General features: G+C 60.5%; 16 protein-coding genes and 1 pseudogene. 13 read left to right on the forward strand and 4 right to left on the reverse strand.

Going from position 1 to position 21920, the window contains the following annotated elements:
• Nucleotides 1-9: 9 nt before the first annotated feature.
• Genes ACVOL0_RS04620 through ACVOL0_RS04635 form a run of 4 tightly spaced genes read left to right on the forward strand, consistent with a single transcriptional unit; the run spans nucleotide 10 to nucleotide 2193 of the window.
• A complete protein-coding gene (locus ACVOL0_RS04620) occupies nucleotides 10-327 on the forward strand; it encodes a hypothetical protein (RefSeq protein WP_481548085.1) in 318 nt (105 codons plus the stop codon).
• On the forward strand, nucleotides 324-1022 hold the full coding sequence (gene exbB, locus ACVOL0_RS04625; protein ID WP_481548086.1) for a tonB-system energizer ExbB: 699 nt from the start codon (nucleotides 324-326) through the stop codon (nucleotides 1020-1022). The genes ACVOL0_RS04620 and exbB overlap by 4 nt, the downstream gene beginning before the upstream one ends.
• Nucleotides 1023-1024: 2 nt before the next feature.
• On the forward strand, nucleotides 1025-1447 hold the full coding sequence (gene exbD, locus ACVOL0_RS04630) for a TonB system transport protein ExbD (protein ID WP_481548087.1): 423 nt from the start codon (nucleotides 1025-1027) through the stop codon (nucleotides 1445-1447).
• Nucleotides 1444-2193: an energy transducer TonB family protein gene (locus ACVOL0_RS04635; protein ID WP_481548088.1), complete on the forward strand. Its 750-nt coding sequence runs from the start codon at nucleotides 1444-1446 to the stop codon at nucleotides 2191-2193. Before exbD ends, ACVOL0_RS04635 begins: the two co-directional genes overlap by 4 nt.
• 159 nt (nucleotides 2194-2352) lie before the next feature.
• Here the strand turns inward: ACVOL0_RS04635 and ACVOL0_RS04640 are convergent, their stop codons facing one another.
• The 3 genes from ACVOL0_RS04640 to ACVOL0_RS04650 all read right to left on the reverse strand — a co-directional run bounded on the left by ACVOL0_RS04640 (nucleotide 2353) and on the right by ACVOL0_RS04650 (nucleotide 7079).
• Entirely contained in the window at nucleotides 2353-5502 is a 3150-nt protein-coding gene (locus ACVOL0_RS04640) for a TonB-dependent receptor (protein ID WP_481548089.1), read from the reverse strand.
• A gap of 78 nt (nucleotides 5503-5580) precedes the next feature.
• A complete protein-coding gene (locus tag ACVOL0_RS04645) occupies nucleotides 5581-6564 on the reverse strand; it encodes a FecR domain-containing protein (protein WP_481548090.1) in 984 nt (327 codons plus the stop codon).
• A gap of 5 nt (nucleotides 6565-6569) precedes the next feature.
• Nucleotides 6570-7079: a sigma-70 family RNA polymerase sigma factor gene (locus tag ACVOL0_RS04650; RefSeq protein WP_481548091.1), complete on the reverse strand. Its 510-nt coding sequence runs from the start codon at nucleotides 7077-7079 to the stop codon at nucleotides 6570-6572.
• Between the two features lie 1133 nt (nucleotides 7080-8212).
• On the opposite strand from ACVOL0_RS04650, the gene ACVOL0_RS04655 reads away from it, so the two are divergent.
• The 4 genes from ACVOL0_RS04655 to ACVOL0_RS04670 are packed head-to-tail and all read left to right on the forward strand — an operon-like array spanning nucleotide 8213 to nucleotide 12163.
• On the forward strand, nucleotides 8213-9178 hold the full coding sequence (locus ACVOL0_RS04655; protein WP_481529602.1) for a CBASS oligonucleotide cyclase: 966 nt from the start codon (nucleotides 8213-8215) through the stop codon (nucleotides 9176-9178).
• Between the two features lie 7 nt (nucleotides 9179-9185).
• Nucleotides 9186-9698: an HORMA-1 domain-containing protein gene (locus ACVOL0_RS04660; RefSeq protein WP_481529603.1), complete on the forward strand. Its 513-nt coding sequence runs from the start codon at nucleotides 9186-9188 to the stop codon at nucleotides 9696-9698.
• Nucleotides 9698-10630, forward strand: coding sequence for an AAA family ATPase (locus ACVOL0_RS04665; RefSeq protein ID WP_481529604.1), 933 nt, complete (start codon nucleotides 9698-9700; stop codon nucleotides 10628-10630). Before ACVOL0_RS04660 ends, ACVOL0_RS04665 begins: the two co-directional genes overlap by 1 nt.
• A gap of 9 nt (nucleotides 10631-10639) precedes the next feature.
• Nucleotides 10640-12163, forward strand: coding sequence for an SAVED domain-containing protein (locus ACVOL0_RS04670; RefSeq protein WP_481529605.1), 1524 nt, complete (start codon nucleotides 10640-10642; stop codon nucleotides 12161-12163).
• 494 nt (nucleotides 12164-12657) lie between these two features.
• Here the strand turns inward: ACVOL0_RS04670 and ACVOL0_RS04675 are convergent, their stop codons facing one another.
• Nucleotides 12658-13884, reverse strand: coding sequence for an IS256 family transposase (locus ACVOL0_RS04675; protein ID WP_481529606.1), 1227 nt, complete (start codon nucleotides 13882-13884; stop codon nucleotides 12658-12660).
• Nucleotides 13885-13952: 68 nt separating this feature from the next.
• On the opposite strand from ACVOL0_RS04675, the pseudogene ACVOL0_RS04680 reads away from it, so the two are divergent.
• The 5 genes and pseudogenes from ACVOL0_RS04680 to ACVOL0_RS04700 all read left to right on the forward strand — a co-directional run.
• Nucleotides 13953-14630, forward strand: a pseudogene (locus tag ACVOL0_RS04680) (IS5 family transposase); the annotation flags it as partial.
• Nucleotides 14631-15050: 420 nt separating this feature from the next.
• Entirely contained in the window at nucleotides 15051-16523 is a 1473-nt protein-coding gene (locus ACVOL0_RS04685; RefSeq protein ID WP_481548092.1) for a DUF3375 domain-containing protein, read from the forward strand.
• Nucleotides 16520-17164, forward strand: a complete 645-nt coding sequence (locus tag ACVOL0_RS04690) for a DUF4194 domain-containing protein (RefSeq protein WP_481548093.1) — start codon at nucleotides 16520-16522, stop codon at nucleotides 17162-17164. The genes ACVOL0_RS04685 and ACVOL0_RS04690 overlap by 4 nt, the downstream gene beginning before the upstream one ends.
• The gene (locus ACVOL0_RS04695; RefSeq protein WP_481548094.1) at nucleotides 17151-20555 is read left to right on the forward strand and encodes an ATP-binding protein; all 3405 of its coding nucleotides are present in this window, start codon (nucleotides 17151-17153) and stop codon (nucleotides 20553-20555) included. Before ACVOL0_RS04690 ends, ACVOL0_RS04695 begins: the two co-directional genes overlap by 14 nt.
• Complete coding sequence (locus ACVOL0_RS04700) at nucleotides 20552-21727, forward strand: Wadjet anti-phage system protein JetD domain-containing protein (RefSeq protein ID WP_481529610.1); 1176 nt, start codon at nucleotides 20552-20554, stop codon at nucleotides 21725-21727. The genes ACVOL0_RS04695 and ACVOL0_RS04700 overlap by 4 nt, the downstream gene beginning before the upstream one ends.
• Nucleotides 21728-21920 lie beyond the last annotated feature (193 nt).

Genomic DNA, 21920 nt, shown 5'->3' on the forward strand with positions numbered 1-21920 from the left:
ATATCGATCATGTCCCTGACAACACCGAGCGGTCTGCCGCTGCCGAACCGCAACATCCATTCGGCGATACTGCGCGGCGCCGGCATCCGGGTGACCTCGGCGCGGATTGCCACCTTGCGGCTGGCGCCGTTGGTGTTGGCCGCACACGGACGCCTCAGCCCGCAGCTGTTGCATGCCGCGGCCCTGGAGCAGGGAGACATGCATGTCTCCACCAGCGCCTTCTACAACACCTTGTCGGCGCTTGGCGCAGCTGGTCTGCTGCCATCAATCCAGCAAACAGACCTATCGCTGGCAGCTGACAGCGCGACCATCGAGGAGCACCCATGACGACCCACCTGCCCAGCAATCTCAGCCCGTGGCAGATGTTCCTGCATGCCGACTGGGTGGTACAGGCGGTGATGATCGGCCTGGCCATCGCCTCGCTGGCAACGTGGACGGTATTGGTGGCCAAGCGCCGGCAGCTGCAGCACGAGGCGCGCAGCATGCAGAACGCACGCAGCGCGCTCGCGTTGGCGGAGAACCTGCCTGCAGCATTGGCGACGCAGGGACAGGAAAGCAGCATCGCTTTAGCCTTGCTGGCCGAGGCACAGGACGAGTTGCAACGCTCGCCGAGCGCTGGCAATACCGATGGCATCAAGGAACGGGTCGGTTCGCGCCTGCAGCGCACCGAACTTGCGCATGCACGCCAGCTGCGCAGTGGCACCGGGCTGCTGGCGACCATTGGCGCCACCGCGCCCTTCGTCGGCCTGTTCGGCACCGTATGGGGCATCATGAACAGCTTTGTCGGCATCGCCCAGGCCAACACCACCAATCTGGCCGTGGTCGCACCCGGTATCGCCGAGGCCTTGCTGGCCACCGCGCTTGGGCTGGTCGCGGCAATTCCCGCGGTGGTCATCTACAACCAGCTGAGCCGGCAGCTTGCAGCGCTGCGTGGCGACAGCGGCGACCTGTCAGCCAGCGTGCAGCAGCTGGTCTCGCGCGACCTGGACCGCCGTGCCTTCAAGCCCTCCGGAACGCCTTGAGCATGGCGATGAGGACCGACGAGCAGGACGATATCCCCGATGAGAATCACGAGATCAACGTCACGCCTTTCATCGACGTGATGCTGGTGCTGCTGATCATCTTCATGGTCGCCGCGCCATTGGCCACCGTGGACGTCGCCGTCGATCTGCCGGCATCAACGGCGCAGCCGCAACCGCGAGCCGATGAGCCGGTATACCTGACCGTGCAGCAGGACCTGTCGCTGCGCTTGAACCAGGACCCGGTTGCTGCACCGGCCCTGGCCGCGGCACTGGATGCACTCACTGCCGGCAACCGCGAGCAACGCATCTTCGTGCGCGCCGACAAGGATGTCGCTTACGGCGACTTGATGGACACCTTGAACAGCCTGCGTGCTGCCGGTTACCTGAAGGTGGCCTTGGTCGGGCTGGAGCAGGCCACGCCGTGAACTGGACACCGCTCGCGGCCGAGGGCCCACGCTGGGGTCGCAGCCTGTGCATCGTGCTTGGCGTGCATGCACTGGCGGTGGGCGGCGCGACGGTCTGGTCATCGTGGTCGCCGCCACCTGCGCTGCCCTCGCCTCCGCAAGCAGTGATGGTGGAGCTTGCGCCACTGCCGAGCGCACCACCGGTGCCGCCAACCGATCTGGCACCGGGACCGCTGCAACAGGAACAGCAGCCGCAGCCCGCGCAGGCAGCGGCGACACCGACGGCGGCAGTTCCGCCGCCCTCGCCCATCCAACCGGCAGATGCAGCGCTGCCACCGCCAGCCGCCGAGCGACAGCAACAACGACCTGCCTCAGTGGAAACTGCCGAGGTGCTGCAATCAACTGCGCCACCCAGCGTGCAGGCCCCCAGCGGCACCCGCTATGCCGCCCGGCAATCTTCGGCCGGTGCTGACACACCGTCACAGGCCAACTGGCAGGCGTTGGTGCTTGCACACCTGCAGCGCTACAAGCGGTATCCGCGCGCAGCACAGCGGCGTCGCAGCGAGGGCGTGAGCCTGGTCGAGTACGCGGTGGACCGCAGCGGCGGCGTGCAGTGGGCACGGCTTGCCCGCAGCAGCGGCAATGCCTTGCTGGACGGCGAGGCGCTGGCTGCCGTGCAGCGCGCCAGTCCGTTACCGTCGCCACCGGATGAAGTGCAAGGCGATCCGGTGCAGATCACCACGCCAGTGGAGTTCTTCATTCGCTGAAGCTAGCCGCTTGGACGCCATGCGCTCGTTCGCTTGCTGGATGAGCAACATGCGTCCTTGCTGGCAATTGCGTGCAGCGAGAACGACAAGGCCCGCCCGGATCTACAGCCGAGCGGGCCTTGTCATTGCATGCGGCGTTCTCAAGTACACCGCACTGTGTCAGAACCGATAGTTGAAACTCGCCTTCAGCGTGCGGCCCGGCGCCAGCATGGACGAGCGGGTCAGCGGATCGATGTAGTACAGGTTGCCCAGGTTGGTCCCCACCACTTCAACCGTCGCACGGTCATTGACGCGCCACGTTGCGTACGCGTCGTAAGTGGTGATGCGCCCCCACTGCAGCGGCGTGTTGAGGTAGTAGGAAATCGTCGCCGACTGGCTACCGTAGTTATCCTTGAACACACTTTCCTGCGGCGCGTGGTGGACGATGCGGCTGCCCAGCTCCAGCTTTCCGTCGAACAAGCGCGTCCCCACCGTCCAGTTGAAGGTGTAGCGCGGGATTGCCATGGTTACCAGGTAGCCACCGACGAAGCCGGTTTCCACACAGTTGGAGACACCGCCGGTGTTGTCCAACAGCATCGCGGTGTGCTCGTCGCAGACGCGGTTTTCCAGATTCCAGGCACCGCTGATATCGGTGAAGAAGCGGCCGTTGTCAAAGCGACCCTGCACCTCGACGCCACGAATGGTCTGCTCGTCGATATTGGAGAAGGTCAGCTGCGGGCTGCGCTCGATCACGTCGCGGGTGCGGTGGTGGTAATAGGCGATCTTCAGGTCCGCCAGCGGGTTGCCATCCAGCAACTGGCCGAAATCCTGCACCCACGACACCTCGGTGTTGAAAGCATGCTCCGGCTTCAGTCCGTAGCTGTCCTGGACGCTGGAGAAGCCAATGGTGCTTTCAAACAAGGCAGGAAAGCGGCGCACCTGACTGTGGCGCAGGTAGACGCGGCTGTGTTCGCTGAACTCATAGGTCGCCGCGAACGACGGCACCCAACCAGCGCCACGCTGCCTGCGTGCGGTGTTGTCTACCGTGGCGAAGGGAATCAGCTCACCATTGACGCTCTGGCCGGGATAGGGGCCATCAGACCAGCACTTGCGGCCGCCGCTGAGCTCGACGTTGCTGAAGTCGATGGCGCCGTTGATGCAGGGATTCCCGGCGCGGGTGTAACGGCCCTGGCCATCGTGCTGCCACAGCATTTCATTGTTGGCGGTATAGGTGGTGCGGCTGCGGACTTCGTCGAGGGCGGGATTCAGCAGCTCGGCGACAAACTGCTCGCGCGTGTAACCAAATAATTCCTCGTAGAAGGGCCACTGGCTTTCCATGATGTCCGTCATCTGGGCGACCGAGGTGTCGATCTCGGCCTGGGTGTAGTGCTCCAGCGTATTCCACTTCATCACCCGACCCGAGGTCTCCTGGCTGCTGGTCGGCAACACGCCGGCCCGCTGCTGGCGCGCGAGGAACTGATCGTACGACTGCCAGTTCTGGTAGCGCACACCCGCGCTGAGCAGCAGTTTGTCGATCGGCCGCCATTCAAACAAGGCGCTAAGATCGTACTCACGGCGCCAGCCAGCGCGCGGCTTGCCGCGCCAATAGCCGGTGATCTCCGGATCGTTGTAGGCGTCCTTGGAGCTGAGGGTTTCCTTCTGCAGGTTGCCGCCGACTGTCAGGTCCAGGCGGCCGCTCAGCTGCACCTTGTTGTCGAACGAGAAGCCGGTGCGCGCGTTCTTGCTGTTGGCTATCGCGGTGTTGCGGAAGTGGTCCGGGGTCACATAGACCTTATCGACGTCGTTGTACCAGTTCATCCGATCGTTGGGCAGACCGCCGCTGCTATAGGTCGCGCTGTCGGTATCGGTGCGCCAGAGGTTGGCGCGCAGGTCCACCCAGTCCAGCCCCGGGCGCCACTTGTATTCCAGGTTCACCGAGCGCGCATCCACCTGGCTCAGCGGCCACTGCGGGATGCCATCGGTGACGGTGCTGGCCCACTGGATGCGCGAAGGCATGATCTCGCCATAGCGCGACTGCGTGTCACGCACGTTGAGCTGCAGCACCTGGCTGTCGCTCAAGCGCCAGGTGCCCTTGACCAGCCACGATTCCATGCGGCTGGAGGAATTGAGGATCTCCGACCCCGGCACATAGACCTTGGCCAGGTAGGGCACGTAGTCCCAGCTGTTGGTCGGTTCGTTGTCATAGAACGAACTGCCATGCTTGCCGGCGAAGTGGTTGCCCTTCTCGCGGAAGGCGTAGGCCGCCATCAGGTCGAAGTTCTCCTTGCGCAGACCCAGCGCCAGGCGCCAGGCCTGGTCACTTCCGAAGCTGCCGCTGCCACTGGTGCGCGGATGCTGGTACAGGGTCGGGTCGTAGAAATTGACCTGGCTGGCGGGGAAACCCGGCACGCTGCCCAGCGGCTTGCCGGTCAACAGGGTCGGCAACTTCGGATCGATGGCGTTGTCGCTGGCCTCCAGCTTCAACTCGCCGCCGAAGCTCTCGCCCTCCAGCAGGATGTCGTCGACGTCCAGCGTCTTGATCTGCACCGCGCCGCCCACCGAGGTGTTGGCACCACGCAGCATCGCCGGGCCCTTGATGACCTGCATGCCGCCGATCAGGCTGGGATCGATGTAGTTGCGGTTATTGGCGCCCATGTAGCCGCGCCAGACCGTCAGCGCCTGCTCGGTGCCATCGATGGTCAGCGGGACCCGGCCCGGGCCCTGGATGCCGCGGATGTTCGGGTCCAGCGCGCCGCTGTTGCGGGCGTCGCCGCTGTAGACGTTGACCATGCCCTTGAAGATGTCGGCCGGTGCAGCGCCCTTGTAGCGTTCGATCTGCTCGCGCCCGGCGTAGACGGTGGACAGGTCCAGATCGTAGACATCGTCGTAGCCGCGTTCATCGCGTTCGATGCCGGTGGGATCGGCCGAGCGCTCACCACCGACACGCAGCGTGCCGATCACCACGGCGTCACCGTCAGTGCTGGTCACGCGCTGGATGCTCCACGCACCCGGGCTGACTTCGCGTGCCACCAGATCCGTGCCCTGCAACAGCCGCGCAAGCGCTGCGCGCACCGTGTAGTGGCCCTGCAATGCGGGCGCAGCGCGACCGGCAACCAGTGCCGGGTCATAGCTCAGCGAAACACCGGCGGCGGTCGCGGTGTCATTCAATGCCCGCGCCAGCGGCGCGGCCGGGAGGTTGAAGCTCACATTGCCTTCGCTGGCTGCAGATGTGCCGCTCTGGGCGAAGGCCGGCTGCGGCAATGGCAGCGAAAGCGCGACCAGGCAGGCCAGGGCCAGCGAGGTGCGGACAACAGGGGGACGCGAAGACATGGCGGGGTCCGTGACAGAAAGGAATAGAAAGGGTTCACTTCCTTGCCCGGCCAACCGGCAAAAAGGGACATCCCCGGCTCAGGCGGGGTCGACCATCACCCATAGGCGGCTGCGGTAGCGCACGCGCAACGGGAAACCCGCCTGCAGCAGCGAGAGCACGGTATCGGTGTCGTCCAGCTGGAACACGCCGGACACCAGCAGGCCGGCGATCTCCGGATCACAGCGCACGACGCCGCTGCGGTAACGCGCCAGCTCGGACAACAATTCCCCCAGCGGCATGGCCTCGGCATGCAGCACGCCCTGCACCCAGGCCAGGCTGTTGCGCTGTAGCGCGCTGACCGCGCTGATGCCAGTCGCGTTGAAGACCGCCTGTTGGCCTGCGCTCACCAGTTGAGCGACATCGCCGCGATCATCGAGCTGGATCCGCACCGCGCCCTGCTCCACCGCCACGCGCGCATGGTCATCCCACATGCGCACGGCGAAGCGCGCGCCCAGAGCAGACAGATGCGCGTTACGCAGCTGCACCAGCAACGGCCGCGCTGGAACGCGATCATCCGTCGCTTCCTGCAGCAACACTTCACCGCGCAGCAGCTGCACTTGCCGCAAATGTTCATTGAAGGTGAGTGCAATTCGCGTATCGGTATTGAGCTGCAGTTCGCTGCCGTCTGCCAGGCGCAGCGCGCGCCTCTCACCGATGCCGGTGCTGCCATCGGCAACAAGGTGTTGCCAAGGCTCGCGCTGCCACGCCAGCCGCGCCAACGGCGCACCAAGCATCATTCCCACGATTGCCGCCAACGCCACGCGGCGCCCCTGCAGCGTACCGCGGGCCTGACGCAACGGCGCACTGCCTACCGCACCGGGCACATCGTCGAGCAGACCAGTCAAGCGCTCCGCGCGGTGCCAGGCACGCGCATGCATGTCGTTGCTGGACAGCCAGTGCTGCCAGGCCGCGCGTTCCTTGGCATCGAGGTCGCCTTCGCGGAAACGCAACAGCCACTCGGCCGCTTCGTGCAACACGGGCGTGGGAATGGGCGCATCGATCCTGGCCAATGGCTCCTGCATACCAGTCAGTCCATGGCCTCAAGGCAGGCCGCCAGCGCCAGCACGATGTCGCGCTTGATGGTGCGCTCGGTGACACCCATGCGCTCAGCGATCACCACATAGGTAAGCCCATCCAACTGCGATAGCAGGAAGGCCTCCCGTGCCCGCGCCGGCAGTGCATCCAGCATGCGGTCGATGCGCAGCAGCGCCTCCAGCGCGATCTGCCGCTGTTCCTCGTCAGGTACGAAGCACTCGGGCAGGCTTGCCAACACCTCCAGCCACGCCCGCTCCAGCGCGCGCCGCTGCCACAGATTGATGACCAATCCATTGGCGATGCGGGTCAGGTAGGCACGCGGTTGCTCCAGCGCCGGCAACTGCGGCTTCTGCAGCAGGCGCATGAAGGTGTCCTGCGCCAGATCCGCCGCCGCCTCGTCCGCAGACATGCGCCGCCGCAGCCACTGCAGCAGCCAGCCATGGTGGGCGACATACAGGCCCTGCAGGGCATCAGGCGCCGATGCCGGCGAAGCGTTGACCATGGGTAAGTGTTGCGAATAGGAATCACTATCATCCAACAAACAGCAACTTGCACGCAACTCCTGCTCTTGCCGGAAACAACCGCTCCAGGCAAACAGGCGCAGTGACATGCGGCAGGAACGCAGGCAAGGCGATCGACGGGATGGCTTCAACCATGGTGGACATGCCGCCAGCAGCATCAAGCTGCTCCCCGATTGCTCCCACCTGCACGCCACAGATATGCGTCGGTACGACTCCCACTGAAGCACAGCGCGCCCTGCCAGATCGCGCGACTCAGATTGAATTGAGCATCACTGTCCAGACAGCGGCCATTTGCGAGTGACTCCAGAGAAGCAAAGCCACCTCAAGCGCATCAACGTCAGACCAACGAAGTGCGCTGAGCCCCCCTGGAAAGAAAAAAACCCCAGATTTCTCTGAGGTTTCAGTGCGTCCTGGGACTGACCCGGACTTCAATCTGGCGCCCCGGAGGGATTCACAAAAACAACCCATCCATATGATTATTTTGCGTTTTCATCGCCAACTAGAATCACAATGCCCCCATATATGCCCCCGCGCAATCTCGTGTCAACGATTGCAATCCGTAACGCACAATTCTTGCTGAACCGGCCATAAGCAACCAGCATTCCCTAAACCGCATTGGCCGGTGAATAAGCTGCACAGCGCCGATATGCGCGCCTCTTTGACTAGCGGGCCAACTTAGTAGCTCCTTCTCCCTGTCGACGCTAACTCGAACAACACAATACTAAGAGCACGCGCAAATTCTTGTGTAGTTCGAAACCTATTGCCATAACAATCTGGCCACGCACTATCAACGAAGCAAACTGCCATGCCCAGCCTCACCCGACCTGCAGCTACCGGCCGGAACCAGGCGCAGAGCGTACTCTCGTTGCCAAAATGCATTGGATGAGTCCCGCCCCTCGGGAACGACTCGACGCCCCTACACTACGCGCCCCTACCCACCCTTGAAAGCCAGATATACATCCCCAAGCTTGAGTTTGGGATGGCGTGCCGCAACCGGTTCGAGCTTGTTTCGGTCGCAATATCTGCGACAGACAAGCGGGAGGCTATTCCGCATGGGCACCGGAAAACACAAATACATCCACGTCGACTGGGTCGATCGGGTAAAGGGACACGCATGGCACGGGAACACGTAGGGCATAAGGATATCGTCAACTTCGCCGAGGACCGCGTGAACCTGCCGCGCGACAGTGCGAATGAGTTTCGCGCGCAGGCGCGTAGGCTACGCGAGCGCTTGGAAACGTATCTTGCCGAGCACCCCGATTTCACTCTAAAAAGAATGATGCTGTCCGGCAGCCTCGCCAAGGGCACCGCGCTACGCTCGCTCAACGACATCGATGTCGCCTGCTACATCAGCGGTGCCGACGCGCCGCAAGATGTCAGCAAATTGTTGGACTATCTGGCCGAGCGGCTGCGCAAGGCGTTTCCCAACTTCAAGCCAGAACAGGTGAAGCCGCAAACCTACTCGGTCACGGTCTCTTTCGCAGGAACGGGACTGGATGTCGACGTCGTCCCGATCCTCTACAACGGCGATCCGGATTGGTATGGCAACCTAGTCAGCCAAGAAGACGGCTCCTTCCTACGCACCAGCATCCCTAGGCATTTGGAGTTCGCGAAGAAGCGCAAAATCGCCCAACAGACGCATTTCGTCCAGGTGGTCCGACTCGCCAAATTTTGGGCGAAGCGCCAGAAGACGGAGAACTCCGGATTCCGATTCAAGTCCTTCATGATAGAGATGGTGATGGCGAAGCTTTGCGACGACGGTCTGGACTTCTCAGACTATCCCGAAGCAATGCAACACTTCTTCACCTACCTGGCGCGTAGCGATCTTCGCGAGCAGATTGCCTTCAACGACTACTACCCGCTGTCGAGCATCGGCACCTTCGCCGAGCCAGTGAGAATTATTGATCCTGTCAACCAAGCCAACAACGTAGCGAAGCTTTATTCCCGACAGCAGGCCGACGCGATCGTGGATGCTGCGCTGGATGCAGGCGATGCGATCGATGCGGCACTCGCTGCCCCCAACAAGCAGGAGACCGTCCGCTACTGGCAGAAGGTCTTCGGTCCCTCGTTCCAGGTCTGAGGATCCCATGAACAGCTATACGGTCTCGCAAACCAACACCTTCACCGTCACCCATGCTCGCCATATGGCAGCCAAGGTAGCCGCTGACTTGAAGCGCATGCAACGCTTGTATGGCGAGCCCAGCGATGTCGACATCACGACCTACGAAACCGAGGTCGTGGAGCTCTTGAAAGCGGGCTATCTCGGCACGGTGACTTACGGCTACAAGCGCGACGGCCAATGGATCGAACCTACGCTGCGATACTCGGCCAAGGATCTAGCCGGCACCGATGGATATGGCGACGACCCTGGCAAGGTTCGGCCCGGCAAGAACGTGGCGAACGCGACGTTTTATAGCTACCTGACCTACTCGTCGACCTGGTCCAGCCTCAACTCGACACAGCAGGACGCTTTCAAGAAGTCCCTTCCGTTCCAGCGCGGGGGCGCGCCCGAGCCCACCGTTAATGGCTTCTTGGCACCTGATTTGACCTACACCGCCGGTGGCAAGGCACTCGACCGTTCTAGCGTCCGGAGCTACTGATGAAACCCACTCTCGATGAACTATTCGATCAGCGCCAGACCTATCCTGACACCGATGCTCGGACGCGGCTTAATCGCCTGATCGGGCTGGAAGAACAAAAGTCTCGCCTGGCGAAGATCCTCGGTCTTTTGGTCCATCCAGCAGGATTAGAAGCTTGGTCGAAAAAACATCACCCGGGTGCGACTGCCTTGCTCGACACCGTCCTGCGCCGTCCGCCGCTGGTCATCCTTGCCGGCGACGTGGGCTCGGGGAAGACCGAGTTGGCGGAAACGATCGGTGATTCCGTGGCGCGCCAGGAAAAGATCGATATCACTCTGTTTCCGCTCAGCCTGGCCACCCGTGGCAAGGGTCAGGTGGGCGAAATGACGCAGTTGCTGACGGCAGCAATCGATTACACGCTCGCCGAAGCCAAAAAACTGCAAACCGTTCGCGGCGCTAAAAGCAATGGCGGCATAATCCTGTTCGTCGACGAAGCAGATGCGCTCGCCCAGTCGCGCGAGTCCTCACAGATGCACCATGAAGATCGCGCCGGAGTCAACGCCTTCATCCGCGGCATCGATCGTCTGGCACAAGCGAAGGTGCCTGCCGCCGTCATCATTTGTACTAACCGGTTGAACGCGCTGGATCCCGCTGTGCGACGCCGTGCGGCGGATATTCTCACCTTCGCACGTCCCGACGAAGCGCAGCGCCGCCACGTGCTGTATGAGCGGCTTGAACCGCTCGGCCTTTCGAAGGCACAGATGGATGGCCTCGTCGCTGCCACTGGTGCAGGCAACGGCCACGATGTCGGGTTCACCTTCTCTGATCTCACACAGCGTCTGATCCCGTCGATCGTGCTCGATGCCTATCCCGAGCGAGCCGTCGATGGCAAACAGGCGATCGAGATTGCGCAACAGATGGCGCCGACGCCTGCATTTCGCGATCATGCCTGAGGGCATAACATGACCCAGGCAAACACGGCACGGCGCGAGGGCGACGACTTCCAGGCAAGGCAGTTCTGGCTGCGAGCCGGTCGTCTACTCGATAGCGAGAGCCCAATCGTCCGCGTAGGGTTCGAGTCCGGCCCTCGAAGCTACGACGATATCTGGATCGAGTATGACCGCGGTCGCGGTCCGCGCACGCTCAATGGGAAGACGCTGCTGCGCGAGCACATCCAGTGCAAGTGGCATACAACGCCCGGAAGCTACGGCTACCAACAGCTCATCGATCCTCTTTTCATCAACGCTGAAAAGAGGTCATTATTGCAGCGCGCACACAGTGCTCATCTCACGCACGGCACTTCCGAAGACCCCGTTCAGTTCACGCTGTTAACGAACTGGCAGCCGGACCGGAACGATCCGTTACGAGCCATCATGGGCACCCGGTCCGGCGCTATTCGGGTGGAGCGATTGTTCGACACCAAGACGGACAACAGCAAGACAGGGACCGTCCGCAAGGAGTGGCGGGAGCATCTGTCGCTTGATGATGAGGCCTTGCGACAGTTCGCCGGGGTGCTGGCGTTCCGCGCGGCCAATGATTCGCTGGATGATTGTCGTGACCAGTTGGACACATTGTTCGGTCTCGTCGGCCTGCGTCGCATTCCTGCGCACGAAAGTGCATTCCCATATGACGACGTCGTCTACAAGTGGCTTGGCCAAGGTCGATTGGAGTTTGACCGCGCCAGTTTCCGGCGCGTATGCGAAGAGGAGGGCCTGTTTGCCCATGGAGGGACACCTCGCCCTATCGTCTACGGCGTCAAATCCTTCAGCCATCCGGTAGATCGCCTTGAAGATCGGTGCACCCGCGTATTGGATTTCGTGCCTGACTTCGATGAGCGATACATCCGCGACGAGGCAGAGTGGTCGAACACACTTTATCCCGAGCTCAAAAGATTCCTGCTACAAGCCGCCCAGGAAAGCGATAGGCCGCGTCTGGCACTGGATGTGCACGCGACCTTGGCGTTTGCGGCCGGCTCCGTGCTCAATACGAAAATCGGCCGGGTCATTGAGATGGAACAACGCTCGCCGGCGCGCCAGATCTGGGCGGCGGATGATGCCGATTGGGATCACGCCTGGCCGAAGCTTGAACTGACCGAAATCGTCATCGATGCAACGGCACCTGAAATCGCGATTGCCGTCGCCGCGACGCACGACATCGCCGCGGATGCGAAGTCCTACATCGAGCGCTCCCTTCCCCTCGTCGGCCGACTGTTAGTACTCAGGCCTTCCGGAGGCTCAGGACCGGCTTCAGTGCTCAATGGGCGGCACGCCTTCGAGCTGGCGCGCTCATTGGCCGCGCAGGTCAAAGCCAACGGAAGCGCTGCATCCGGGAAGACCACGCACTTATTTATTGCCGCACCCAACGCACTCACCTTCTACCTCGGACAACATCAACTGCTAATGGGTCCTGTGCGTTTCTACGAGTTCGACTTCGACGGAGCCCGGGGGCGGTCCTACAAGCCCTCCCTGACCCTGCCAGTGGTTTGAACGTTGGCTGCGTCGATAGGGGGGCGCAGCTGAATTTGCCAATCGAGCACTGACACATGTCTATTTACATCCGGTCGCAAAGTGTCCGACTCAGTTCGCATGACGTCTTGAGGATAAGAGTGGCTGCTCACGAATCAATCTACTTCTCGACTTTTGGGGATTCTCGTTCTTCAAAGGCCGAGCGATGACCTCGTGAAGCAAATCGTCAAACCGTTGTCCGCGCTCGCCTCCCGACATCTAAGAATCAGCTGGCCACAGCACTACTTCGCCAGGAAAAATGTCTCGAACATATGGTGCTGCTCGGCGCCTGAAAAGGTCGAGGATTGGCAAGAATAAATCGCTCACAGCACACACGCAGGCCGAGCCGCGAAGCGGCTTCGGCTTAATGAATTTTAGGCATCAGCCGAAGATGGCCAGCAAGGGGGGAATATATATTGCCAGCTGGGCTCCAATCGCACGAGCGTGTGCAGATTTTTGTGTAAACGGGATTCGGATTACAGCTGAGGGAGCCGCCCCTCAAACTGGATGGTAAATCGGTTCAGGGCTGCCTTCCAATCACGGATGGGTAAGGTCCATCGTTTGCTGATGTTGCGCAACGCGAGGTAGAGCAGTTTGACGAGAGCTTCGTCGCTCGGAAACGCGCCGCGGTGCTTGGTTAGTTTTCGTAGCCCCATGTTCACCAACTCGATTGCGTTGGTTGTATAGATGACCTTACGGATCTCGGGTGGATAGTCGAAAAATGGGGTTAACCGTGTCCAGTTACGCCGCCAAGACTGGCCAATCGGCAGGTACTCCTTGTCCCAGCGTGCCTCGAACTCGGTGAGCCGTTGCTCAGCTTCCTCGGCGGTGGCGCAGGTGTAGATGCGCTTGAGGTCGGCCGCCACTTCTAGTCGCCGCTTCCACGACACATAGTTCAAGCTGTGCCTGACCATATGCACGATGCATAGTTGCACCGTGGTGTACGGAAACACTGCCTCGATAGCCTCAGGGAAGCCCTTCAGGCCGTCGACACAGGCGATGAAGATGTCTGGCACGCCGCGATTACGTAGCTCCGTCACCACTTGCAACCAGAACTTCGCACCCTCTGTTTGGGCCAGCCACAGGCCCAGAACTTCCTTTTCACCGCTCATCGTTATGCCGATGGCCAGGTAGACCGCCTTGACTCGAACTGCACCGTCTCGAACTTTGACGTGGATGCAGTCCAAGTACACGATCGGATAGACCTGATCGAGCGGGCGCGCCTGCCACGCCTTGACCTCATCCACCACTGCGTCTGTGACCGATGAGATTAAGCTCGGCGACACCTCGGCCCCGTACATCTCCTCCAGGTGTGCCTGGATCTCGCGCACGGTCATCCCTCGTGCGTACAGTGACAGGATCTTGTCGTCGAACCCACTCCAACGGGTCTGGTGCTTCGGAATTAGCCTGGGCTCGAAGGTGCCTTGGCGATCGCGTGGCACCTCGATAGGCAGCTCGCCAAACTCACCCTTGAGCGTCTTGCGACTGCGGCCGTTGCGAGTGTTGTCAGCACCGTTGGCCACCGGGTCGTGTTTCTCATGCCCCAAGTGCTCGGTCATCTCTGCATCGAGCGCCTTCTCAACCAGCAGCTTGGTCAACTGCTTTAGCAGGCCGTTCTCGCCGATCAGGTCCTCAGGTCTCTTGTAGTTAGCCAACAAGCTGCTCAGCAACTCATTGGGTACTTCATGTTTGCGTGAACTCATGGTATCTCCAGGTCAGATGGCAGTTTCCTGCCGGTGACTCGTTTACACAAAATCTAGGACAGGCCCGGCTGTCGGGTGAGCACTTCAGTGTGGACGGGACGTTGATCCAGGCCTGGGCCGGGCACAAGAGTTTCGTGCGCAAGGATAGGGATGAGGAGGACGGCGGTTATTTCAGGGGCCGCACGCGTAGCAATGAGACGCACGCCTCCACCACCGATCCGGATGCGCGGCTGTATCGCAACGGCAACACGGCCAGCGAACTGCGCTATATCGGGCACACCCTAAGCGACAACCGGCATGGGTTGATTGCCAATGCGCGGGTGACGCGGGCCGATGGATATGCCGAGCGCGAGGCGGCCAAGGCGATGCTGGGCGATGCGCGCCAGGCAGCGGCCGAGGACGCAGAGGTGACGGCGGGCGCGGACAAGGGTTATGACGCGGCTGAGTTCATCGAGGCGCTGAAGGCGATGAAGGTGGTGCCGCATGTGGCGCAGAACACGTCCGGTCGCCGCTCGGCGGTGCCCGATGAGATTGCGGCCAGCGATGGCTATGTGCTGTCCCAGCGCAAACGCAAGCTGATCGAGCAAGGCTTTGGCTGGGCCAAATCAATTGGCCGTATCCGACAGGCGATGGTGCGCGGGTTGGAGAAGGTGGACCAGATGTTCGTGTTGAACATGGTCGGTTACAACCTGGTGCGAATGCGGAGCTTGGGACAGGTGCGCCCGCAGTCCGGGGCAACGGCGTGAAAATGTAGATTCAAGCCCGTTTTTCGCCCCGTGCCGGGCCTCGAATACGCCGGCTTCCGGTGTGCTGACCGGGCGCTTGGCCAGTGAGGCTTCAATCGCCCGCAATGCGCCGTTTTGCGATCGGTATTTCAGCAGCCTGCTAGTGATCCGGGTGGCCGAGAGACTTGGGGCGTGAGTATTCGTAAGAGTCCGCAGCGGCAGTGATCTATTTCTCTTTCTCGATCGACTTTTGTGGGGCGAACTGAATCGCCACCTCAGAGGAGGGGCGATTTGACCCTGTTCGGCAGTTTCGATCAAAGGGAAACTGTTGCTGGCTAGTGAGCCCGAGTTCGAATATGTTTGATTGCAGAGGTACCATGAAAATTGGAGCCTCTGGTCGACCATGGACTCTCAGTCTCATCCCGTGCACTTTGATTGACTATGATCAGTACGATGCGTTTGGACTATGCCTCCTTGGAATTGCTGCGCCAGCACCACCCGGCCTGGCGGTTATTGCGTGCTGATCATGCGGCGCTGTTGGCCAGTTTCCTGCATCGAGTTTTCGTAGCGCCAAACGTGCGTAACGTCGCTCAGGCTGACCTAGTGGAGGCCCTAGAGGATCAGCTGTTTGGTCTGCGTCAACAGCTGGGCAATGACGCTTTTCCAAGGGAAGCTCTGCACTATCTCGATGACTGGGCGGCCAATGACAAGGGCTGGCTGCGCAAGTTCTATGGACCAGATTCGGATGAACCGCTGTTCGATCTGACCCCCGCTGCGGAAAAGGCGATCCTGTGGCTGGGCTCGTTGGGCGAGCGTGGTTTTGTCGGTACCGAGTCGCGCCTGCTCACCCTTTTCGAACTGCTGCGGCAGATCAGCGAGGGTACCCAGACAGACCCGGTGGCAAGGGTGGCAGAACTTCAGCGGCGTCGGGCCGAGATCGACGCCGAGATCAATCAGGTGCTTGACGGATCCCCGCCCTTGCTGGACGACACAGCGGTGCGCGATCGCTTCCAGCAGTTTCTGCAGCTTGCGCGGGAGCTACTCGGTGATTTTCGCGAAGTCGAGCACAACTTCCGTCAGCTAGATCGAAGAGTGCGCGAGCGCATCGCGCTTTGGGAGGGAGGCAAAGGGGCATTGCTTGAAGAGGTTATGGGCGAACGCGACGTTATCGCCGAGTCCGACCAGGGGCGCAGCTTTCGGGCGTTCTGGGACTTCCTCATGTCCAGTCGCCGGCAGGAAGAACTGTCTGGGCTGTTGGACCGGGTGCTGACGCTGCCCGCAGTGAATGAGCAGCAGCCAGATGCACGGGTGCGACGCGTGCACTACGACTGGCTTGAGGCTGGTGAGCATACGCAGCGTACCGTAGCTGAACTCAGTCGTCAGCTACGCCGCTTTCTCGACGACCAAGCATGGTTGGAGAATCGTCGTATCATGGATCTGTTGCATTCGATCGAAGCCCATTCCTTGGCACTGCGAGATGCGCCAAATGCTGACATAGTCATGCATGTTGATGGAACTTCTGTCTCGGTTGAACTGCCAATGGAGCGCCCGCTGTACACAGCCGCTCTACAACCTAAGATCGTTGACGTCGTGCTAGAAGCGGACGGCGCTGACGTTGACGATGCCGCGCTCTACGCGCAGGTTTTCGTGGACAAAGCGAGACTGGTCCGCCATGTCCGCCACGCGTTGCATGGACGGAGCCAGATCACGCTGGCCGAACTCGTTCGAATGCAGCCGATGCAACAGGGACTGGCCGAGCTGATCGCTTATCTGCAACTCGCCGACGATGACTTTAAGAGCGTCGTCGACGAAAACGTGCGTGACCCAGTGGACTGGGTGGGGGTGGATGCTGAGGGACGCCCCTATCATCGCCAGGCGGGTCTGCTACGCGTGATCTTTCTGGGAGCCACATGATGGAAAATCTCTCCGCTTCGCATGCCGGTGACGGCCTTCCCGTGCTCGCGGTGAAGCTGCTTAAGGGAGTGCTCTATCAGGAGTCCGATCCTCCGCTATGGGGTAGTCTGCTCGCATTACAATCACAGGTACGTGACTATCTTTCCGTGCTGGGATTGGAGCTGATCCTGGACGAAGCCGAGGGTTACGCTTTTTTGCGTTCTCGACGTCTAGCTGACGCCGACGATGGTGCCGCCGACGCGATCCCAAGACTCGTGGCACGCCGACAGTTGTCGTTTCCCGTTAGTCTCCTGCTCGCATTGCTGCGCCGTAAGCTGGCCGAAGCCGATGCCAGAGGTGGGGATACCCGACTTGTGCTCACACTCGAGGACATCGTCGAGATGATGCGGGTGTTCCTGCCTTCATCAAGCAACGAAGCACGGTTGTTCGACCAGCTCGAGGCCCATCTTGGGAAGATCGTGGAGCTTGGCTTTCTGCGTCGTATGAAGCCAGCGGCCGGGCATGTTGGCTCGCAACCTGCGTTGTATGAGGTACGTCGTATCCTAAAGGCATTCGTGGATGCGCAGTGGTTGGCGGACTTCGATGCGCGCTTGGCCGCGTATCGGGTGCAAATTGGAGGTGGCGCAGATGAACCAAGTTGAAGAGCTTGTTTACGACGATGTTGCGCGTCCCGTGCCAGTTGAGGCGGAGCACACCCAGGGGCCCTTAGCTGGCTTCCGACTCCAGCGTCTTGAGGTGTTCAATTGGGGAACCTTCGATCAGCGGGTGTGGACGCTGGCCCTGGACGGGAGTAACACGCTGTTGACTGGCGACATCGGTTCTGGCAAATCCACGCTGGTCGATGCCGTTACCACCCTGCTGGTACCGGCCCACCGCATCGCCTACAACAAGGCCGCGGGTGCTGATAACAAGGAGCGCTCACTGCGCTCGTACGTGCTTGGTCACTACAAGTCCGAGCGGAACGAAATCACCGGTACGGCCAAGCCCGTAGCGCTGCGCGATCTCAACTGCTACTCAGTCATCCTCGGCGTGTTTCACAATGTCGGCTACAACCAGACGATCACTTTGGCACAGGTCTTCTGGATGAAAGATGGCGTGGGACAACCGGCGCGGCTCTTCGTAGGCGCCGAACAGGATTTGTCGATCGTCAACCACTTCTCCGGCTTCGGCAGCGAGATCTCAAAACTGCGGCGGAAGTTGCGAGGGCTGGGTGCCGAGGTCGAGGAAAGTTTTCCGCCCTACGGTGCGTGGTTCAAGCGTCGTTTCGGTATCGACAGCGAACAGGCGTTGGAATTGTTTCATCAGACCGTGTCGATGAAATCCGTCGGGAACCTCACCGATTTCGTGCGCGGGCACATGCTCGAACCCTCTGACGTCGCGGCGCGTATCCAAGCATTGATCGGCCATTTCGATGATCTTAACCGCGCTCATGAGGCAGTGCTTAAAGCGAAGCGCCAGGTAGAGCTGCTGGTGCCGTTGGTAAGTGATGGTGAGCGCCTTAGTGGCCTGTTGGCGGAAACCGAAGGCCTGCGTGCCAATCGTGATGCGCTTCATGCGTACTTCGCAGGGCTCAAACACGATCTTCTCGAACGCCGTCTGGTCTTGCTGGGGCAAGAGCATGCAAGGCATACAGATCAGTTGCAACGATTGGAGGAAGGCCTCATCCGCTGCCGTACGGACGAGGTGGAACTCCGACGGGCTATCCATGACAACGGCGGCGACCGCCTTGAACAACTGGATGTGCAGATCCAGAAAACCACCAATGAGCTCAGCCGCCGTCGTCAGCGGGCCGAACAATACACCAACCTTCTGCGAGAGATCGAACAGCCGCCAGCGACTGATGCCGGTGAGTTTCAGGCCCAGCGTCAGCAGCTTGGTGGCTGGATTGAGGCGGCTCGTAGCCAGGAAGCGGATCTGGATAACAGACGCACCGAACTGGCGGTACAGTTGCGTGATGGTCGCGAAGCCCATGCCCGTTTGGTTGAAGAGATCGAAAGCCTCAAGGCTCGCCGCTCCAATTTGCCCTCCGATCAGATCACACTGCGTCGCAGTTTGTGTTCGGCCTTGGAGTTGGGGGAGGAGGCTTTGCCCTTCGCGGGCGAGCTGATCCGAGTGCGAGAGGACGAACAAGCATGGGAGGGCGCGGCCGAGCGCCTGCTGCGTGGTTTTGGCCTGTCGTTGCTGGTACCAGACGCACACTATTCGCGCGTCGCCGATTGGGTTGACCGCACCCATCTGCGCGGTCGGCTCGTGTACTACCGAGTACGGGATCGCAGACAAGGTGGCCTGCCTTCGCCACACCCACACGCACTGGTTCGTAAGCTGGAGATTCATCAGGAGACAAGCTTTTACGACTGGCTGGAACAGGAGTTGCACCGTCGGTTCGACATTGCGTGCTGCGAAACACCCGAGCAGTTCCGTCGAGAAGTTCGTGCTATCACCCGTACCGGGCAGGTGAAGATGGCGGGCGAACGACACGAGAAAGATGACCGGCATCGACTAGATGATCGGAGTCGCTACGTGTTGGGTTGGAGCAATGCCTCCAAGGTCCGAACGTTGGAGGAGGAGCGCAGAGTGGTCGAGCGTACAGTGGCAGAGACCGCTAGTAATTTGTCCAATCAGCAGAAAAGGCAAGATGAGCTAAAGGCGCGCCAGACGACGCTCGGAAAGCTGGAGGTATACGATGAGTGGCGGGAAATCGACTGGCGCGGACTGGCCACGGATCTGGCCAACCTTGAGGACGAGAAGCAAGCGCTGGCAAACTCGTCAGACCAGCTGCAACGGCTTAGCGAACAACTCGAGGAAGTGCTGGCGCAAATCGCACGCGACGAACATGAACGGAAGGATCATGAAGGAAAGTTGGGCGGTGTGGAGCAGAAGCAGACCGATGCCCGGGACCTACAGCAGCAGAGTAGGCAAGTTCTGGGTGCCCCCGACGGTTCACTGCATGCCGAACGTTTCCAAGCGCTGGCCGAGCTGCGGGACACAGCGCTAGGTGAGCACCAACTCAGCGTGGAGTCTTGTGATAACCGCGAGAGCGAATTCCGCCGGTGGTTGCAGGACAAGCTAGATGCCGAAGACAAACGGATCGCCCGGTTGCGGGAGAAGATTGTCAACGTGATGGGCGACTTCCGACGTGAGTATCCGTTGGACACGGCGGAATTCGACGCAAGTATCCAAGCCCTCGATGAGTACGGAAAGATGCTTCAGGCGCTACAGGCTGACGATTTGCCACGTTTCGAAGCCCGATTTAAAGAACTGCTCAATGAGAATACTATCCGTGAGATCGCCAACTTTCAGTCGCAGCTGTTTCGCGAGCGTGAGACGATCAAGGACCGCATCAATCGTATAAATGGCTCACTGGTCCAAATCGACTACAACCCGGGGCGGTACATCTTGTTGGAGCCGCAGACCAGCTTGGACGCTGACATCCGTGATTTCCAGTCTAATCTGCGCGGCTGCACCGATGACGTGTTGAGTACCGGCCAAGACGACCAGTACTCGGAGACCAAGTTTCTGCAAGTGAAGGCCATCATCGACCGCTTCCGTGGGCGCGAGGGCCTATCAGAGCAGGATCGGCGCTGGACAGCAAAAGTCACCGACGTGCGCAACTGGTTCCTGTTCGGTGCCAGCGAGCGCTGGCACGAGGACGATGCAGAGCACGAACACTACTCCGACTCAGGCGGAAAGTCCGGCGGGCAGAAGGAGAAGCTGGCTTACACTATCCTTGCCGCCAGCCTGGCCTATCAGTTCGGGCTGGAATGGGGTGAAGAACGCTCGCGCTCCTTCCGTTTTGTGGTGATCGATGAGGCGTTCGGGCGCGGCTCCGATGAATCGGCACAGTACGGGCTGGCCTTGTTTGCCAAGCTCAACCTGCAGTTACTGATCGTTACTCCGCTGCAAAAAATTCACGTGATCGAGCCATTCGTGTCTAGTGTTGGTTTTGTCCACAACGAGGCCGGCCGTGCATCGAAGTTGCGCAATCTTTCAATTGCCGAGTACCGCGCTGAGAAAGCGCGGATAGCCGGATGAGCTGGACATCAGCGACGGACTTGGTCGCACAGGTTGGCAAGGCGTGGGATCGCGGCGCATTGCTGGCTCCCTTGGCTGGTGGTGAGTCGCCGTTTCCATTGCGGCTGAGGCTGCGCGGCCCGACTTCGGTGGACTTGGTCGATCGCTTTGAAGACGTGCGGGTCTGGGTGGCCGAACTGCACGCTCTGCGGAACATCCGCATCGAGACGCGCCAGTTCAGCCACCGCGTACGCGGAAAAGCCGTTCTTCCGGTTGAAGCTTGGGTCGATACGTTGAGCGATGCGCTCCTGCTGATCGATCGCCAGGATGAAGCTGCCGCGTTCGAGGTGCAGGTTCAACAGGCCCGGGACCGCCAGCCGAGTTTGCTCGGTTGGTTATACAAATGGCCGTTGCGCGCGTTGGCCTTGGGCAGTGATTGGTCGCGCTTGCTGGATGTCGTCGCTTGGATGCTGAAGCATCCGCGTCCAGGCATCTATCTGCGCCAGGTGGATATTCCCGGCGTCCATAGCAAGTTCATCGAGAATCATCGTAGCGTTCTAGTCGAGCTGTTCGATATCGCCCTTCCAGAGAGTGCCATCGATGCATCGGTTAGCGGCGTCGCTGGCTTTCATCGGCGCTACGGCTTCGTTGCCAAACCAGAGCGAGTGCGCTTCCGGTTGCTCGACCCGGCGCTTTCGCTGTTGCCGGGCGTGATCGGAGGCGATATCACCTTAGATGCTGACAGTTTTCGGGCCCTGCGCTGCGGTGCTACGCAGGTGTTCATCACCGAGAACGAAACCAATTTTCTAGCCTTTCCTCCGGTCAACGGGAGCATAGTCTTGTTCGGCGCCGGGTATGGGTTTGATGGGCTGGACGGAAACACTTGGCTTCGGCAGTGCCAGCTGTACTACTGGGGCGACATTGATACACATGGCTTTGCAATTCTTGATCAGCTGCGCGCCCGCTTTCCCGATGTACAGGCATTTCTGATGGATCGGGTCACACTGAAGGAATTCAAAGCGGTATGGGGGCGCGAAAAAGATCAAGTGACACGCGACCTACTTAGGCTGCGCAATGAGGAGCGCAGCTTGTACGACGATCTGCGTGACCAACGAATTCGCGAAAATCTACGATTGGAACAGGAGTTCATCGGTTTCGAACATTTGCATAACGCACTGGAGGCGCTATGTTGAGGCGACACAAGGCCTATTTCCCCTGTTGTGAGCTTGAGTAAGCCTGTCGCCTTGAGGGGCATTGGTGCTTTTAGTCGTCGATTCAGATGCTGTTTTCGCTAAGGCTGGAGTGCGGGAATAGCGTTTCGTCGTCGCCTAGATGTGAAGGAGCGTTCCAATTCTTCATTGATTAGATTCGATGCGGGCTGAAATG

Source organism: Stenotrophomonas sp. STEN021, from assembly GCF_056760175.1.

What these genes read in the sequence shown, in the direction of transcription:
- ACVOL0_RS04620 (WP_481548085.1), top strand. Translation starts at nt 10, where the DNA reads ATGTCCCTGACAACACCGAGCGGTCTGCCGCTGCCGAACCGCAACATC.
- ACVOL0_RS04675 (WP_481529606.1), bottom strand. Translation starts at nt 13,884, where the DNA reads ATGAGTTCACGCAAACATGAAGTACCCAATGAGTTGCTGAGCAGCTTG.
- ACVOL0_RS04700 (WP_481529610.1), top strand. Translation starts at nt 20,552, where the DNA reads ATGAGCTGGACATCAGCGACGGACTTGGTCGCACAGGTTGGCAAGGCG.
- exbD (WP_481548087.1), top strand. Translation starts at nt 1,025, where the DNA reads ATGGCGATGAGGACCGACGAGCAGGACGATATCCCCGATGAGAATCAC.
- ACVOL0_RS04695 (WP_481548094.1), top strand. Translation starts at nt 17,151, where the DNA reads ATGAACCAAGTTGAAGAGCTTGTTTACGACGATGTTGCGCGTCCCGTG.
- ACVOL0_RS04655 (WP_481529602.1), top strand. Translation starts at nt 8,213, where the DNA reads ATGGCACGGGAACACGTAGGGCATAAGGATATCGTCAACTTCGCCGAG.
- ACVOL0_RS04670 (WP_481529605.1), top strand. Translation starts at nt 10,640, where the DNA reads ATGACCCAGGCAAACACGGCACGGCGCGAGGGCGACGACTTCCAGGCA.
- ACVOL0_RS04660 (WP_481529603.1), top strand. Translation starts at nt 9,186, where the DNA reads ATGAACAGCTATACGGTCTCGCAAACCAACACCTTCACCGTCACCCAT.
- ACVOL0_RS04645 (WP_481548090.1), bottom strand. Translation starts at nt 6,564, where the DNA reads ATGCAGGAGCCATTGGCCAGGATCGATGCGCCCATTCCCACGCCCGTG.
- ACVOL0_RS04665 (WP_481529604.1), top strand. Translation starts at nt 9,698, where the DNA reads ATGAAACCCACTCTCGATGAACTATTCGATCAGCGCCAGACCTATCCT.
- ACVOL0_RS04685 (WP_481548092.1), top strand. Translation starts at nt 15,051, where the DNA reads ATGATCAGTACGATGCGTTTGGACTATGCCTCCTTGGAATTGCTGCGC.
- exbB (WP_481548086.1), top strand. Translation starts at nt 324, where the DNA reads ATGACGACCCACCTGCCCAGCAATCTCAGCCCGTGGCAGATGTTCCTG.
- ACVOL0_RS04650 (WP_481548091.1), bottom strand. Translation starts at nt 7,079, where the DNA reads ATGGTCAACGCTTCGCCGGCATCGGCGCCTGATGCCCTGCAGGGCCTG.
- ACVOL0_RS04640 (WP_481548089.1), bottom strand. Translation starts at nt 5,502, where the DNA reads ATGTCTTCGCGTCCCCCTGTTGTCCGCACCTCGCTGGCCCTGGCCTGC.
- ACVOL0_RS04690 (WP_481548093.1), top strand. Translation starts at nt 16,520, where the DNA reads ATGATGGAAAATCTCTCCGCTTCGCATGCCGGTGACGGCCTTCCCGTG.